General features: G+C 67.2%; 16 protein-coding genes. 5 read left to right on the forward strand and 11 right to left on the reverse strand.

The features are described 5' to 3' along the window. Positions 1 to 31 precede the first annotated feature (31 nt). Positions 32 to 502, reverse strand: a complete 471-nt coding sequence (locus B0293_RS16105) for a hypothetical protein (RefSeq protein WP_005159408.1) — start codon at positions 500 to 502, stop codon at positions 32 to 34. A 74-nt stretch (positions 503 to 576) separates the two neighbouring features. Continuing rightward, on the reverse strand, positions 577 to 1,218 hold the full coding sequence (locus tag B0293_RS16110; protein WP_005159406.1) for an FMN-dependent NADH-azoreductase: 642 nt from the start codon (positions 1,216 to 1,218) through the stop codon (positions 577 to 579). A gap of 83 nt (positions 1,219 to 1,301) precedes the next feature. Between B0293_RS16110 and B0293_RS16115 the strand changes: the two genes are divergently transcribed. Beyond that, positions 1,302 to 1,781 carry a MarR family winged helix-turn-helix transcriptional regulator gene (locus tag B0293_RS16115; protein WP_005159404.1) on the forward strand — a complete coding sequence of 160 codons (480 nt, stop codon included), beginning with the start codon at positions 1,302 to 1,304 and terminating at the stop codon, positions 1,779 to 1,781. On the opposite strand, the gene B0293_RS16120 is transcribed toward B0293_RS16115, so the two are convergent. Then, the gene (locus B0293_RS16120; protein WP_005159401.1) at positions 1,778 to 2,080 is read right to left on the reverse strand and encodes a DUF6506 family protein; all 303 of its coding nucleotides are present in this window, start codon (positions 2,078 to 2,080) and stop codon (positions 1,778 to 1,780) included. The two genes, B0293_RS16115 and B0293_RS16120, sit on opposite strands and share 4 nt — an antisense overlap. Before the next feature lie 88 nt (positions 2,081 to 2,168). Further along, positions 2,169 to 3,047 carry a LysR family transcriptional regulator gene (locus B0293_RS16125; RefSeq protein ID WP_005159398.1) on the reverse strand — a complete coding sequence of 293 codons (879 nt, stop codon included), beginning with the start codon at positions 3,045 to 3,047 and terminating at the stop codon, positions 2,169 to 2,171. Positions 3,048 to 3,078: 31 nt separating this feature from the next. Between B0293_RS16125 and B0293_RS16130 the strand changes: the two genes are divergently transcribed. Then, entirely contained in the window at positions 3,079 to 3,672 is a 594-nt protein-coding gene (locus B0293_RS16130; protein ID WP_005159395.1) for a DNA gyrase subunit B protein, read from the forward strand. Further along, positions 3,669 to 4,199, forward strand: coding sequence for a DUF4352 domain-containing protein (locus tag B0293_RS16135; RefSeq protein ID WP_005159393.1), 531 nt, complete (start codon positions 3,669 to 3,671; stop codon positions 4,197 to 4,199). Before B0293_RS16130 ends, B0293_RS16135 begins: the two co-directional genes overlap by 4 nt. 47 nt (positions 4,200 to 4,246) lie before the next feature. On the opposite strand, the gene B0293_RS16140 is transcribed toward B0293_RS16135, so the two are convergent. The 5 genes from B0293_RS16140 to B0293_RS16160 form a co-directional block, all read right to left on the reverse strand. Beyond that, complete coding sequence (locus B0293_RS16140) at positions 4,247 to 4,960, reverse strand: ABC transporter ATP-binding protein (RefSeq protein ID WP_005159391.1); 714 nt, start codon at positions 4,958 to 4,960, stop codon at positions 4,247 to 4,249. After that, complete coding sequence (locus tag B0293_RS16145; protein ID WP_005159390.1) at positions 4,950 to 5,723, reverse strand: ABC transporter ATP-binding protein; 774 nt, start codon at positions 5,721 to 5,723, stop codon at positions 4,950 to 4,952. Before B0293_RS16145 ends, B0293_RS16140 begins: the two co-directional genes overlap by 11 nt. Next, positions 5,720 to 6,859, reverse strand: coding sequence for a branched-chain amino acid ABC transporter permease (locus B0293_RS16150; RefSeq protein ID WP_005159388.1), 1,140 nt, complete (start codon positions 6,857 to 6,859; stop codon positions 5,720 to 5,722). The genes B0293_RS16145 and B0293_RS16150 overlap by 4 nt, the downstream gene beginning before the upstream one ends. Then, complete coding sequence (locus B0293_RS16155; protein WP_005159385.1) at positions 6,856 to 7,827, reverse strand: branched-chain amino acid ABC transporter permease; 972 nt, start codon at positions 7,825 to 7,827, stop codon at positions 6,856 to 6,858. The genes B0293_RS16150 and B0293_RS16155 overlap by 4 nt, the downstream gene beginning before the upstream one ends. A 114-nt stretch (positions 7,828 to 7,941) precedes the next feature. After that, positions 7,942 to 9,096, reverse strand: coding sequence for a branched-chain amino acid ABC transporter substrate-binding protein (locus B0293_RS16160; RefSeq protein WP_039918605.1), 1,155 nt, complete (start codon positions 9,094 to 9,096; stop codon positions 7,942 to 7,944). Between the two features lie 470 nt (positions 9,097 to 9,566). Between B0293_RS16160 and B0293_RS16165 the strand changes: the two genes are divergently transcribed. Further along, the gene (locus tag B0293_RS16165) at positions 9,567 to 10,388 is read left to right on the forward strand and encodes an alpha/beta fold hydrolase (protein WP_005159378.1); all 822 of its coding nucleotides are present in this window, start codon (positions 9,567 to 9,569) and stop codon (positions 10,386 to 10,388) included. On the opposite strand, the gene B0293_RS16170 is transcribed toward B0293_RS16165, so the two are convergent. Then, complete coding sequence (locus B0293_RS16170; protein WP_005159376.1) at positions 10,354 to 11,322, reverse strand: LysR family transcriptional regulator; 969 nt, start codon at positions 11,320 to 11,322, stop codon at positions 10,354 to 10,356. The two genes, B0293_RS16165 and B0293_RS16170, sit on opposite strands and share 35 nt — an antisense overlap. A 75-nt stretch (positions 11,323 to 11,397) precedes the next feature. After that, positions 11,398 to 11,826 (reverse strand): PaaI family thioesterase, encoded by a 429-nt coding sequence (locus tag B0293_RS16175; RefSeq protein ID WP_005159367.1) that lies wholly within the window; start codon positions 11,824 to 11,826, stop codon positions 11,398 to 11,400. A gap of 62 nt (positions 11,827 to 11,888) precedes the next feature. Between B0293_RS16175 and polA the strand changes: the two genes are divergently transcribed. Beyond that, positions 11,889 to 14,633 carry a DNA polymerase I gene (gene polA / locus B0293_RS16180; RefSeq protein ID WP_005159365.1) on the forward strand — a complete coding sequence of 915 codons (2,745 nt, stop codon included), beginning with the start codon at positions 11,889 to 11,891 and terminating at the stop codon, positions 14,631 to 14,633. The last annotated feature ends 6 nt before the right edge of the window (positions 14,634 to 14,639 follow it).

The raw sequence follows: 14,639 nt of genomic DNA on the forward strand, positions 1-14,639 counted from the left end.
TCACGAAGGGACTGTGTGGATTTCTGGTCATCTAACGCCCCAAAAATCCACACAGTCGGCGCCAAAGGGCCTGGTGTCGCGCAGAGCCACTGACCCGGCCACCCCAACGCCACTCACGCCCCCCCCGCATCTTGCGTGCGTGCGAGGCCGCGCGTTCCGAAAGATGCGGGACCGTCGAGTACCAGTGGCCGCCCAGCTTTCCCGGCGGCGGACCGGCGTGCGTCGGCACCCGACGACCGAGCCGCTTTTCCTTCACCCGCAGGTTCTTGTACTCGGCGACCTCCGAAAGCCAGACCGCGCGACTGGCTTCCAGCGCCGCCAAAGCGCGCAACAGGGCCAGTTCGTGCCGCTGGTACGGCCCGGCCAGTTCCTCCAAGAAGCTCAACGTCGCGCGGTGGCCGATCGGGTGGTACTGGCTCACGCACGAACACAACGCCGCGACCCGGCGGCCGTGTGCCAGACGCCCGTCGCGCACCCGTCGTGCCCGTTCGCTGAACCCCATCCGGCGAGCCTAACCTCCGTGAGCGGCAAGAACGGTTGGAACCGTCCTCATCACTCCCGAGGGTTGCGCCCCGGTCAAGCCGCGACGGGCGCCCACAGAGCGTCGATGACGCGTTCGGCTTCGGCCTGGCTCGCCTCGGCCAGCGGGATCAGGTCCGCCATCGCCGGGTTGGTCTTCGCCATGGTCAGCTCGGCGGTGACGAACCGCGGTTCGAGCCCGGTCAGCGAGACGCCGTGGGGGATCCACGACTGCGCGTGGTCCCAGCCCTCGCGCGGGGTGCCTTCGCCGTAACCGCCGCCGCGCGAGGCCAGGACGATGAAGTCCCGTCCGCCGAGCAGGCCCTGGTTGGTCTCGGGGTCGATCGACAGCCCGGGCGCGATCAGGTGGTCGACCCAGGACTTGACCGTGCTCGGCGGGCCGAAGTTGTACAGCGGCAGGCCCAGCAGGACCGTGTCGGCCGCCTTGACCTCGTCGATCAGCTCCTTGATGAGCCGCCAGCCCTTGGCCTGCTCCGGGGTGTGCTCTTCCGGCGGCACGATCCTGGAGATGTGGGTCGCCGTGTCCAGATGCGGCAGCGGGTCGGTGCTCAGGTCGCGGTAGGTGACGGTGCCTTCCGGATGCGCGGCGCGCCAGGCCGCGGCGGCCCGCGCGGTGAGGTGGCGGCTGATCGAGTGCTCGCCCGTGATGCTCGAGTCGATGTGCAGCAGATGCGTCATACCCATCATCTTGCACAGATAGTTTGTGTAACGCAAACCATTGATGCTGTGGCGGTCATCATCTGGGAACGTACACTTGACGTGTGTCCGAACTCCCGGTCGTGAACCAGCCCCCGCACCGCTGCGGCGCGCTGCTCGACCACGTCACCCGCCGGATCCGGCTGCGCAGCGAGACCGTCCTGACCCCGCTCGGCCTGCGCCCCCGGCATCTCGTCGCGCTCACCGTGCTGCGCGATCTCGGCGGCTGTTCGCAGCAGGACCTCGCGAAGACGCTGGAGATGGACGGCACGAACGTCGTGGGCCTGCTCAACGACCTCGAATCCGCGAACCTGATCGAACGCAAGCGGTCACCGCAGGACCGGCGGCGGCACATCGTCGAACTCACCGACGTCGGCGTCAAGCAGCTCGTCAAAGCCGAGTTCGCGCTCGCCGCGGTCGAGGACCAGGTCCTCGGCGCGCTCGACAACGATCAGCGCGAAACGCTGTACAACCTGCTGTACCAGGCCGCGGGCCACGCCGAGGCCGGTGCCTGCGTCGAAGCCGTCCACGACGACGACTGCTAGGCCCCGAGGCCGAACAGGTCGTGAAGCTGTTTCGTGGCTTCGCCGCCGTACATGACGCTTCCGACCGGAACTCGGGCTCCCACCGCGTCGATCACCCGCGCCGTCCACACGGGACCGAACGCGCCGCACAGTTCGATCAGTTGCGCGCCTTCGGCGACAAGTCGTTCGGCCGCGGCTACGACCTGGCCCACTTCGCCGACCCCGACCAGCACGGTCAGGCACTTCCCGGTATCCACACGGGACACGTCCCGCGCCGGGTCGCAGCCGTCGGCCAAGTACACGAAACCCCACTGTCGCATGACAATCCTCCTTCGTTATCGAACACCGTGAGGTAATCGCGAAACGAAGCGAGCCGTCCACGAGGCGGAGCCGTATGGCCGTTCGGGATCACCGAAGAGACGACGTCGAGCGTGCGCCCCGGGAATCCGTTGTGGGCGTTGTCATACCCAGGCGCGACGCCAGCTCCCCGATCCGGCCCGAGGATTCGTGCGCCGGGTTCCACACCAGGGCGTGCCGGACGACGGGCGCCTCCCGCAGCGGAACCCAGCGCAGGCCTTCGGCCGGCTCTTCCCGGGGCCGCAGGGCGACGACGTCTCCGCCGTGCCGCAGTTCGGCGGCGAACAGCGACCGCCGAGGCGGCCCGATCCGCACCCGAGGCGGCCGCCAGCCGACCGTCGCGAGCAGCTTGTCGTGATAGCCCGGTGCCAGTTCCCGGTCGTACAGGAGGAGATCCAGCCCGCCGAGGTCGTCCCAACCCACGTGATCGAGCCGGGCCACGGGATGGACTTCGGAGACGAGCACCCCCAACGGCCTCTCGCTCACGACGACGGCTCGCAGGCCTTCCACGTCTTCCGGCAGCGCGAGCAAGCCGGCGTCGAGCGCGCCACGGCGCAGAAGTCCGAGCTGGCGCGCGGCGGAGAGGTCGTCGATCTCCACCGCTTCCGCGTGCAGGACGGGGAGTACCGCCGGTGGCGCGCCCGGTGTCACGCCGACGCGGAGCGGCCGGTCCACGGCGTCACGGACGGCCCGCGCGCCGAGGTCGGCCTCTTCCAGTATCCGGCGGGCGTGGGGAAGCAGCGCCAGCGCGGCGGCGGTGGGTGTCATCCCCGCCTGGGTCCGGACGAACAGGGGCGCGTCCAGTTCCCGTTCCAGCGCGATGATCTGCTGGCTGAGCGACGATGCCCGGATGCCGAGGCGCTCGGCGGCGCGGGTGAGATGCCCTTCCTCCGCAACGGCGCACAGATATCGAAGACGTCGTAACTCCACAATCGCACAGTAGCCGTAGGAGAATGGCAGTGTGAGTGACACGAGCGCGCGATGGCGCGACACCACGCACGATTGGGCCGCTTCCGTGGACCACGACCATCTGGCGCACATTCGCCGGAACCCAGGGGAGTTCACCCCTGGCGGGGTGCCGCATCTCGTCCTCGAAGTGCTCGCCTATGCCGCGGAGGAAGCGGAAAGCGCCGGTGGCGGGCATGCGGTCGTCACGGTCCATCCCGACGGCTCGGTGTCCGTGGCGGACAATGGGCGAGGCACCGACACTCGCGCTGACGGGCACGGCGGCTTCGTGAAGAAGCCGGTCATGTCGACCAAAGATCTGCGCTTCTTCGATTCCCCCGGCGCGCAAACGCTGCCGGACGGTCATCCGCGTCGCGGGGTGTCGGTCGTCGCTGCGCTGAGCGACTGGCTCGTGCACACCAACCGTCGCGGCAACGGCTCGTGGACCCAGCGCTACGAACGCGGTGTCCCGGTCACCGATCTGACGCCGATCGCGGACGACGGCACGACCGGCACGACAGTGCGTTTCCTGCCAGGAGAGGAAGTCGGCCCGGTACGGCTGCCGGATGTCGGCGGGTGGCGGTACCTGAGCGTGGAGGTCACCCGATGAGGAAGTGCCTGATCGCGGCGGCCGCGGTCCTCCTGCTGGCCGGTTGTTCCGGCGAGCAGGCGCAGCCGCCCGCCAAACCCGTGTACGACCTGCCCGCACGGGAGGTCCGGCCGGACGAGACCGCGCTGCATCTGCCGCCGGCGCTCAACGGGGAGACCGAGTTCTCCGTCATCGGCCTTGCCGCCGGGCTGCCCAGCCTCACCGGCAGCCACACCGAGTTCGAGGCGAAAGGACAGTTCGTCCGGCTCCGGCTGGTGGTCACGGGAAAGGGAGTGTCCGGGATCATCTTCGACACCAGGCGCCAGCAGCTCGTCACCGAGTCCGGCGCCGTGATCGCCGTCGACAACCAGGCGATGACGATCAAGCGGCAGCCGGACAAGTTCGAGCTCGGACGCGGTGTGCGGGTCGAGTTCGACCTCTACTTCGACCTTCCGAAAGAGGCGAAACCCTTGGTGCTGCGGGCTTTCGGCGGTCCGACGCTGACCGACATGAAGAACCTCACCGGCACCGACGTCAAGCTGACCTGAAAGGGGCCCCGCCGCGAAACGCGACGGGGCCCCTTTCTTCGAAGGCGTCAGACGCCCAGGTCGCCACCGAGGTAGGCGGCCCGCACCTGCGGGTCGTCCAGCAACTCGGCACCGCGGGCGCTCTTGACCACTTCACCGGTCTCCAGCACGTACGCGCGGTCGGAGAGCTTCAGCGCCTGCTGCGCGTTCTGCTCCACCAGCAGGACCGTGGTCCCGCGTTTGTTGATCTCGCGGATGATGTCGAAGATCTGCGCGATCAGCATCGGTGCCAGGCCCATGGACGGCTCGTCGAGCAGCAGCACCTTGGGCTTGGTCATCAGCGCGCGGCCGATGGCGATCATCTGCTGCTCGCCACCGGACATCGTGCCGCCGAACTGGGTCTTGCGCTCGTTCAACCGCGGGAACAACTCGTAGACCTCGTCGAGGTCGGCCTTCAGGTCGTCCTTGCGGGTGTAGGCACCCATCAGGAGGTTTTCCTGCACCGTCATACCGGGGAACACGCCCCGGCCTTCCGGTGACTGGCCGATCCCGAGCTCGACCCGCTTGTGCCCGGGCGTCTTCGAGATGTCCTTGCCGTCGAAGAGGATCCGGCCGCTGGTCAGCGGACGCAGGCCCGAGATCGTCTTCAGCGTCGTGGTCTTGCCGGCACCGTTGGCCCCGATGAGCGAAACGATCTCGCCCTCGTCGACCTCGATGGTCATTCCCTTGAGCGCGGCGATCTTCCCGTAGTGGACGTTGATGTCCTGAACCTCAAGAAGCATCTTCCGCCACCCCCAGGTAAGCCTCGATCACCTTCTGGTTGTTCTGCACCTCGTGGGGGAGCCCTTCTGCGATCTTCTGGCCGAAGTCGAGCACGGCCAGCCGGTCGGCGATCTGCATGACCAAGCCCATGTCGTGCTCGATGAGCAGGACGGTCCGGCCGTCGTCACGGATCTTGCGGATCAGCTGCTGCAGCGAGTTCTTCTCCGCCGGGTTCATCCCGGCGGCGGGCTCGTCGAGCAGCAGCAGCTTCGGGTCGGTCGCGAGCGCACGCGCGATCTCCAGGCGGCGCTGGTCGCCGTAGGAGAGGTTCTTCGCGGTGTTGTGCTCGACCCGGCCGATGCCGACGAAGTCCAGCAGCTCCCTCGCCAGCTCGCGGCCCCGCTTCTCTTCCTTGCGGTGCGTCGGAAGACCGAGGGTCGCGGTGATCGCCCCGGTCTTGTGGTGCGAGTCGGCACCGACCATCACGTTCTCGAGCGCCGACATGTTGTGGAACAGCCGGATGTTCTGGAACGTGCGGGCGATCCCGGTCTGGTTGATCTTGAACCGCTTCATCCCGTTGACCTTGGTGCCGTCGAACCGCACCTGGCCTTCGGTCGGCTGGTAGACACCGGTGACCACGTTGAACACCGTGGTCTTGCCGGCGCCGTTCGGCCCGATCAGCGCGAAGATCTCACCCTCGTTGATGGCGAGGTTGACGTCCTTCAAAGCCGTGACACCGCCGAAGCGCATGGTCACGTTGTCGAATTCGAGCAGCGCGCTCACTTCGTCACCTCCGCCGAAGCCTCGGAATCCGGACCCGCGACTTCGGCGCCAAGGGCACCCATCCCGCCCGTTCCTTCTCGTAGTTCCGCCTTGCGCTGCCGAGACGGCAGCAGACCCTCCGGCCGCAGCGCCATCATCACCACGAGCACGGCGCCGAAGATCAGGATCCGGTATTCCGACAGGAACCGGAACCGCTCCGGGAGCCAGGCGACGAGGAAGGCACCGAGGATCACGCCGGGCAGGTTCCCCGCGCCACCGAGCACGACGGCCGCGAGAATGGTCGCCGACAGGATGAACGGGAAGTTCTCCGGCGCGATGAAGACGGCCTTGCTGGCGTGGATACCGCCCGCGAAACCACCGATCATGGCGCCGATGGCGAAGGCCAGCAGCTTGAACTTGAACGTCGGGACGCCCATCAGTTCGGCGGCGTCCTCGTCCTCGCGGATCGCGGCCCACGCACGTCCCACCCGGCTCTTCTGGAGCCGTACCGAGAACACGATCGCGATCACGATCGCGGCCAGGATCAGGTAGTAGTACGGCGCCGCGTCCAGCAGGAACTCGGTGCCGAACACCGGCTCCGGGTGCGGGATGTTGGTGATACCGCGCGCACCACCGATGGCGTCGGTGTTGTTCGCGGTGATCCGGACGATCTCACCGAAGCCCAGCGTGACGATCGCCAGATAGTCGCCGCGAAGCCGGAGCGTCGGGGCGCCGAGGATGACCCCGGAGATCGCGGCGAGGAAGATGCCGACCAGCAACGTCGGCCAGACGAACCAGCCGTAGTTCACGCCCATGGTCGCGAGTGTGTAGGCGCCGATCGCGAAGAACGCGACGAAACCGAGGTCGAGCATGCCCGCGTGACCGACCACGATGTTGAGGCCGATCGCCAGCAGGATGTAGATCCCGATCGGGAAGATCAGGACGCTCGTCCAGTCCGAATCCGGGGACATGAACGAACCGATGGCGGGTGCGGGCAGGATCAGCGCGCCCACGATCAAGGCGAGGTACACGCCATAACGCTGCCAATGCGGAGCATCGGCCCACCAATCCCGCAGACCGTCGAGGGGGTGGAACCCGGCGCGCGCGGGCTTTCCGTTCTCTGAGGACTTTTCAGCCACTTCTTCGTTGCCCTTCATGCGCGTGCCCGCTGCAGCGATTCACCGAGGATGCCGGTGGGACGGAACATCAGGACCAGCACCAAGACCACGAAGGCGGTGACGTCCTTCCATTGTGAACCGAAGAAGATGGAACTCCAGTTCTCCACCAGGCCGAGCACGATGCCACCGAGCAAGGCGCCCCGCAGGTTGCCGATACCTCCCAGCACGGCGGCGGTGAACGCCTTGATGCCGAGGAGGAACCCGATGCGGTAATCGGTGTTCTCGTATTCCATGACGTACAACGCCGCGGCGACGCCGGCCATGGCGCCACCGAGCAGGAAGGTGAGGCGCACGATCTTGTCGATGCTGACGCCCATCAGCACGGCGGCTTCGGGATCCTGCGCCGTGGCACGGATACCGCGGCCGATGCGGGTGCGGCTGACCAGCTGGTCGAGACCGATCATCATGATCACGGCGCCGACGACGACGAACACGTGATCCGTGCGGACCACGCCGTTGCCGATGTGGAACAGCTCCTCGTGCGGGATGAACCGCGGCGCGTTCTGTTGCACACGACCGGATTTCCCGGTGATCCATTCGATGATCTCGAGGCCGAACAGTTCCTGCAGGAACAGCGAGGCGCCGATGGCGGAGATCAGGGCGGCCAGCCGGGTCGCGCCCTTCTTGCGGAGCGGCCGGTAGGCCACTTGCTCCAGCACGACCGCCGCGCCGCCGGACACGGCGGCCGAGGCGATGATGATCAGCAGCAGGACGGCGATCATCCCGAACACGCCGAGCGTGATCGGGGCGGTACCGCCCGCGATGGTGATCAGGATGAATAGGGACGTGACCGTCCCGATCATGAAGATCTCGGAATGTGCGAAGTTGATGAGCCGGAGTACGCCGTAGACCATTGTGTAGCCGAGGGCGATGAGGGCGTAGATGCTTCCGGCGACCAGTCCGCCGATGGTGCTACCGAGGAACTGGGCTTGCAGATCTTGAAGCATGACGTGGATGCCTTACGGGACGGGGCGAGGATTTCTTTCGCCACATTTACGGGAAGCGGGGGAGCTGTGCCCGCACAGCGCCCCCGCTTCCGTTAGGTGTTCTTACCTGCTCCGTCAGCCGTTGAGCTTGGCTTCGGTCGAGACGCCGAGGTTCTTGAGGACGCCACCGGTGACCTGGTAGATGTTGATCGCGTCCGTCGACGGTTCGCCGTTCTCCTTGAACTTGATCTGCTTCGAGGCACCCTTGAAGTCGATCGTCTTGAGGGCCTCGTTGATCTTCTCCGAGGTGGTGGCCCCGCCCTTGACCGCGTTGATGATGGCGGTCGCGGCGTCGTAGCCCTCACTGGAGTAGATCGCCGGGTCGATCTTGTACGCGGCCTTGTACTTGGTGCTGAACTCGTCGTTGGAGCCGGGGTCCGGGATGTTGCAGGGGCAGCCGACGACGGCCTTCTCCGCGGCCGCGGCACCCGCGCCGCTGACGAGCTGGGCGTCGAGCGAACCGTCACCGGTGGCGAAGGTCGCGGTCACCTGGCTGTCGCGCAGCTGCTTGAGCAGACGGCCACCCTGGGCGTAGTAGCCACCGAAGAGGATGATGTCCGGGTTCGCGGCCTTGACCTTCTGCACGGTCGAGGAGTAGTCCGACGCGTCCTTGGCGAACTTGTCGCGCTCGGTCGGGACGTTCTTCTCCTTCAAGGTCTTCTCGAAATTGTCGGCCAGGCCGACGCTGTATTCCTGGTCGTCCGAGATGACGTACGCCTTCTTGGGCGACTTCGCCGTGATGAGGAAGTTGGCGATGGCCGGGCCCTGGCTGGCGTCGCTCGCGACGACACGGTGCCAGTACTTCCAGCCGTTCGAGGCAAGGCCCGCGTTCGTCGCCGACGGCGAGACACTCGGGATCTTGTTCTGCTCCAGCTGACCGCCGATGGCCTTCGACTCACCGGAGAACGCCGGGCCGATCAGGGCGGTGATCTTGTCCTGGCCGACGGCGGTCGTGATCAGCGACGTCGCCTGCTCGGGCTTGCCCTGGCTGTCGTATTCCTTGAGCTCCAGCTTCGTCGCCGGGTTCGTCTTGTTGTACTCGTCGATAGCGAGCTTGGCGCCGTTGCGGGGCGGGATCACGATCCCGGAGTTCTCACCGGTGAGGTCACCCATGAACCCGATCTTCAGCGTGCTGCTGTCACCGCTGCCGGACGAGCTGCTGCCGCCCGCGCAGCCCGCCAGCGCCAGCGACGCAGCCGCCGCGACGGCGAATACCCGTCCAAAACGCACTCCTGACACCGACTACCTCCCATGACCAACCAGCCGCCGGTAGGCGTTGCCCCCGACACAGGGGCTAGGTTAGGGCAGGAAGATATCCCCCTATGCCATGATCTGCCCAGACGCCCATCACTCTGTGTCCACATCGTGACGGTCGAAACCAGAACGAATTGCACGAAAAGGCGAATGTTGCCTGTTGACAAGTCTTCGCTGGTCACGCTGGGGATTCACCGCTACCACGTCGATCATGCTCGTGGGTAATGATCATGTTTCGGCCGCGTATCTTGCGACCTTTCCCTGCTTCGAAGGCGTCCGTTCGCCGTAGCAATGCTGCCCCAAAGGGCGTCAAGCGTGCCCTCGCTTCTCTTGTGTCACGACAACCGATGGTTGTCATCGGGGTCCGAACGGCTGTTGGATCCCGGCCCGGACCTCGCGGTTAGCTGTTCCCAGAGCCGGAAAAACCGAGAAGGACCTGGGAGAACATGACGATGAGCGTCGAACTGAGCGAAGCGATCGAAGGCGTGGCGGCGGGAGTCCCGTTCGTGGCGTTGCCGCCGTCGGACCGGGAGCGCCCGGCACCGCTGGTGCTGACCTGGCACCTGCTCGGCGCGCCGTTCAGCGAGGCTGCCATGGCGGCGGCGCTGCCGATGCGGGAACTGCACGCGTGGCGGGTGCACCTCGGGTTGCCGCTGACCGGGAAACGCTTCCCCGAGGGCGGTTTCGAGGGCTTCTTCCGCCTCGCCAGTGAGGACAATGTGCTCAACGTCGTCGAGCCGCTCACCAGGCAGGTCGAGGCCGAATTCCCGGAGGCGGTGGCGGAGCTGCGCTCCCGCTTGTCCATTGAGGACAGTCCGGTCGGGCTGGTCGGCGGTTCGCAGGGCGGCGGCGTCGCGTTGCAGATGCTGACCCATGCCGAGATTCCCGTGGCGGCGGCCGCGCTGGTGAACCCGGTGACCCAGCTGGCGCCGGTGATCGCGGCGAACGAGCGGATCTACGACGTCACCTACCCCTGGTCGGACCGGTCCCGCGCGGTCGCGAACGAGTACGACTACGTGCGGCGGGCCGGCGAACTGACCGCGCCGGTGCTGCTGGTCATCGGCGAGGAGGACGACGTCTCGATCACCGAACCGGCCGCCGCGCTGCACAAGGCGCTGGGGGAGAGGCGATCCGAGCTCGTCACGATCCCGGGGATGGCGCACGAATTCGCCGAGGCGCCCGGTATCGAGCCCGCTCCGCAGACGGACCACGCGAAGCTGGTCGACGCCGAGCTCACGCGCTGGTTCGCCCGGCACCTAGCGGCTTGAGGTCGTCGTCCGGCAGCCACGATCGGCCGGGATCGTAGTCGCACCAACCTTCTTCGTGGCTGGTCCGGCCCACGAGCGCCAGCAGGCGCCGCAGGGCCGGGCCTTCGCCGCGTCGCCAGACGACCGACCACGGGAACAGCGGCGACGGCTCGAAGGGCAGGACCCGCAGGTCGATGTCGGAGGCGAGATCCATGTCGGCGCCGGCGAGGGTGACCCGCTGCTTCCCGTAACGGGTCTGTTCCAGCGTGTGCCTGAGGTCGTAACTGACTCCGGAGTCGTCGATCGGCACGCCGAATTCTTTGCATAGGCGTTGCAAATAAGAAAGCCATTCGACCGGGCCGCCCAATTGCGGAATCCAGATGCCCTCATCCTGGAGATCGGACAGTTTCAGGACAGCGTTGCCCGCGAGCGGATGTTCCGGAGCGAGAAGGGCGACCAGCGGTTCGAGCCGGACGAGGCGATGTTCGAGTTCCGCGGGCACGTCGCGGCCGAGGTCCGCGACGCGGCCGAACGCGAGGTCGATCTCGCCGCGGACCAGCGGGTCGAGGGCGTTGACGAGCCCGCGCCCGGCGACGCGTTCGACGGCCAGCGCCGGGTCCCGCTGGGCGACGCGCCGCAGCATGTACATGGGGGAGAGGCGCGGATCGATGATGTCGAGGCGGGGCGGCCGGTCCTGGAGGCCCATCGCGGCGACGGCGGCATCCGCCGCGCGGATCAGCTCGCGCGCGTGCGGGAGGAAGCGGTCGCCGTCGGGAGTCAGCTCGACGGACCGGTTGGTGCGCCGGAACAGCTGGACCGACAGGGCGTCCTCGAGCTTCCGGATCCGCTTCGACAGTGCTTGTTGCGTCAGGTAGAGAGATTCTGCCGCACGACCGAAATGGCCGTGGTCGGCCGTCGCGACGAACGCCCGTACCTGAGCCGTGTCGAGATCCACGCCGTCAAGGTACGTGAAGGCCCCCTTCCTGTACCCAGGCGCAAGGAAGGGGGCCTTCATGTACTTCCGGGGCGCTCAGGCGCCCGGCGGCCGCTCCCGCACGACGCAGGTGAGACGGGCCGTGCACGAACGACGGCCCTGGTCGTCTGTCAGCACGATCTCGGCGGTGACGGTCCCGCGTCCGACGTGCACCGGGGTCGCGACACCGGTGACCCGGCCGGAGCGGACCGCCCGGTGGTGGGTGCACGAGAGTTCGAGGCCCATCGTCGCCTTGTCGGCTCCGGCGTTGAGCGCGCAGACCATCGAGCCGAGCGCCTCGGCGACGACGGCGTTCGCCCCGCCGTGGAGGAGGCCGTAGGGCTGGAGGTTGCCCTCTACCGGGATGCTGCCCACGACGCGTTCGGGACCGAGTTCGCTGATCTCGAGCCCGAGCTTGTCGTTGAGCTGCTGTCCGGCGAAGGCCGGGTCGATCCCGGCGAAGGATTCGAGGGCTTGTTCGGTCACGCAAAGCTCCTTAACAGACACGACAGGTAGGACTGTCAGACCCTCACCCTAGACTCGCTCCCGTGAGCCCGAGTGAGAACACGACCGTTGCCAACGCCACACCCGCCACCGCACAGGCCGAGCGGCCCAAACTGCTGCTGATCGACGGCCACTCGATGGCGTATCGCGCGTTCTTCGCGCTGCCCGCGGAGAACTTCAAGACGAAGACCGGGCAGACGACGAACGCGGTGTTCGGGTTCACCTCGATGCTCATCAACCTGCTGCGCGACGAGGCGCCGACCCACCTCGCCGTGGCGTTCGACCTCTCCCGCAAGACGTTCCGGTCGGAGACGTTCGCGGAGTACAAGGCCAACCGCAGCAGCACCCCGGACGAGTTCAAGGGCCAGGTCGGCCTGGTCGAGGACGTGCTCAAGGTCCTCGGCATCCCAGCGCTGACCAAGGAGAACTACGAAGCCGACGACATCATCGCCACGCTCACGACACAGGCGACCGCCGAGGGCTTCGACGTCCTCATCTGTACGGGCGACCGCGACGCGCTCCAGCTGGTGACCGACCAGGTCACCGTGCTGTACCCGAAGCGCGGCGTGTCGGAGATGACCCGCTTCACCCCGGAGGCCGTCGAGGAGAAGTACGGCCTCACCCCGGCGCAGTACCCGGACTTCGCCGCGTTGCGTGGCGACCCCTCGGACAACCTGCCCAGCATCCCCGGCGTCGGCGAGAAGACGGCCGCGAAGTGGATCAGGCAGTTCGGGTCCTTCAACGAGCTGATCGACCGGGTCGACGAGGTCAAGGGCAAGGTCGGCGACGCGCTGCGCGAGCACCTCGGCGCGGTCATGCTGAACCGTCAGCTCACCGAGCTGATCCGCGACGTCGAGCTGGAGCTCGGCCCGACGGGTCTCGAGCTGCGTCCCTGGGACCGCGAGGCCGTCCACGCGCTGTTCGACGAGCTGGAGTTCCGCGTCCTGCGTGACCGGCTGTTCGCCACCTTGCAGAGCGCCGAGCCCGAGGCCGAGGAGGGCTTCGAGGTCAGCGGCGCGAAGCTCGCTCCGGGCGCCCTCACGGAATGGCTGTCCGCGCACACCGGCCAGGACGCGCCGGTCGGCCTGGCGTTCCGCACCACCGGCGCGTCGGTCCGCTCCGATCTGAAGGCCATCAGCTTCGCGGCCGCGGACGGCGAAGGCGCGTATGTCGACGTCACCACGATGGACGCCGAGGACGACAAGGCGCTCACCGCCTGGCTCGCCGACGAGAAGATCCAGAAGATCGGTCACGAACTCAAGGTCGCGCTGCACGCCGTCAAGGCGCGGGGCTGGGCGTTCGCCGGGCTCGTCATGGACACCGCGCTCGCGGCGTACCTGGTCCGCCCGGGGCAGCGCACCTTCGAACTCGACGACCTGGCCCTGCGGTACCTGCACCGCGAGCTGCGGTCCGAGGCCGACACCGGGGACGGGCAGCTTTCGCTGCTCGACGGTGGCGGCGCCGAGGACCTGGAGCAGAAGGAGATCCAGGCCGAGCTGGTCAAGGCCCGCGCGGTCGCCGAACTGGCCGGCGCGCTGACCAAGGAGCTGGAGGAACTCGGCGGCGCGCAGCTGCTCGTCGAGCTGGAACTGCCGCTGCTGCAGGTGATCACCGGACTCGAAGCGGCGGGTATCGCGGTCGACATCGAGCACCTGACGGATCTGGAATCGCATTACCTCGGCCGGGTCACCCAGGCCGCGGACGAGGCGTACGCGGTCATCGGCAAGCAGGTCAACCTCGGTTCGCCGAAGCAGCTCCAGGTGATCCTGTTCGACGAGCTCGGCATGCCGAAGACCAAGCGCACCAAGACCGGCTACACCACCGACGCCGAGGCGCTGCAGAGCCTGTTCGAGAAGACCGAGCACCCGTTCCTGCAGCACCTGCTGGAGCACCGGGACGCGACCCGGCTGCGCACCACGGTCGAAGGCCTGATCAAGGCGGTCGCCGACGACGGCCGCATCCACACCACGCTGCTGCAGACGATCGCCGCCACCGGGCGGCTCTCGTCGGTCGACCCGAACCTGCAGAACATCCCGATCCGCACCGAGGAAGGCCGACGCATCCGCGACGCGTTCGTCGTCGGCGACGGGTACGCCGAGCTGATGACGGCGGACTACAGCCAGATCGAAATGCGGATCATGGCGCACCTCTCGCAGGACGAAGGGCTGATCCAGGCCTTCAACAGCGGCGAGGATCTGCACACTTTCGTGGCGTCGCGCGCGTTCTCGCTGCCGCCCGAGGAGATCACGCCGGAACTGCGGTTCCGGGTCAAGGCGATGTCGTACGGCCTGGCGTACGGGCTTTCGGCGTATGGCCTTTCGCAGCAGCTGCGGATCTCGACCGAGGAAGCCAAAGAACAGATGGAGGCGTACTTCTCCCGCTTCGGCGGCGTGCGCGATTACCTCCATTCGGTCGTGGGCGACGCGGCGAAGGTCGGTTACACCGAAACGATCTTCGGCCGCCGCCGGTACCTGCCGGACCTCAACAGCGACAACCGCCAGCGCCGCGAGATGGCCGAGCGGATGGCGCTCAACGCCCCCATCCAGGGCAGCGCGGCCGACATCATCAAGGTCGCCATGCTCAACGTGCACAAGGCGTTGACCGAAGCGAAGCTGAAGAGCCGTGTGCTGCTCCAGGTGCACGACGAACTCGTCCTCGAAGTCGCCGACGGTGAGCGCGAGCAGCTGGAAGCGTTGGTGCGCAAGGGAATGGGCTCGGCGTACGAATTGGCCGTGCCGCTTGAGGTCTCGGTCGGATACGGGCGGTCCTGGAACGACGCCGCGCATTAGGCCTCG

Source organism: Amycolatopsis azurea DSM 43854, assembly GCF_001995215.1.
In the GTDB taxonomy this organism is placed as follows: Bacteria; Actinomycetota; Actinomycetes; order Mycobacteriales; family Pseudonocardiaceae; genus Amycolatopsis; species Amycolatopsis azurea.

Bases quoted from the DNA above. Each gene is read 5' to 3' on its own strand.
- B0293_RS16140 (WP_005159391.1), bottom strand. From the start codon at position 4,960: ATGCTTCTTGAGGTTCAGGACATCAACGTCCACTACGGGAAGATCGCC.
- B0293_RS16105 (WP_005159408.1), bottom strand. From the start codon at position 502: ATGGGGTTCAGCGAACGGGCACGACGGGTGCGCGACGGGCGTCTGGCA.
- B0293_RS16110 (WP_005159406.1), bottom strand. From the start codon at position 1,218: ATGACGCATCTGCTGCACATCGACTCGAGCATCACGGGCGAGCACTCG.
- B0293_RS16165 (WP_005159378.1), top strand. From the start codon at position 9,567: ATGACGATGAGCGTCGAACTGAGCGAAGCGATCGAAGGCGTGGCGGCG.
- B0293_RS16155 (WP_005159385.1), bottom strand. From the start codon at position 7,827: ATGCTTCAAGATCTGCAAGCCCAGTTCCTCGGTAGCACCATCGGCGGA.
- B0293_RS16120 (WP_005159401.1), bottom strand. From the start codon at position 2,080: ATGCGACAGTGGGGTTTCGTGTACTTGGCCGACGGCTGCGACCCGGCG.
- B0293_RS16150 (WP_005159388.1), bottom strand. From the start codon at position 6,859: ATGAAGGGCAACGAAGAAGTGGCTGAAAAGTCCTCAGAGAACGGAAAG.
- B0293_RS16135 (WP_005159393.1), top strand. From the start codon at position 3,669: ATGAGGAAGTGCCTGATCGCGGCGGCCGCGGTCCTCCTGCTGGCCGGT.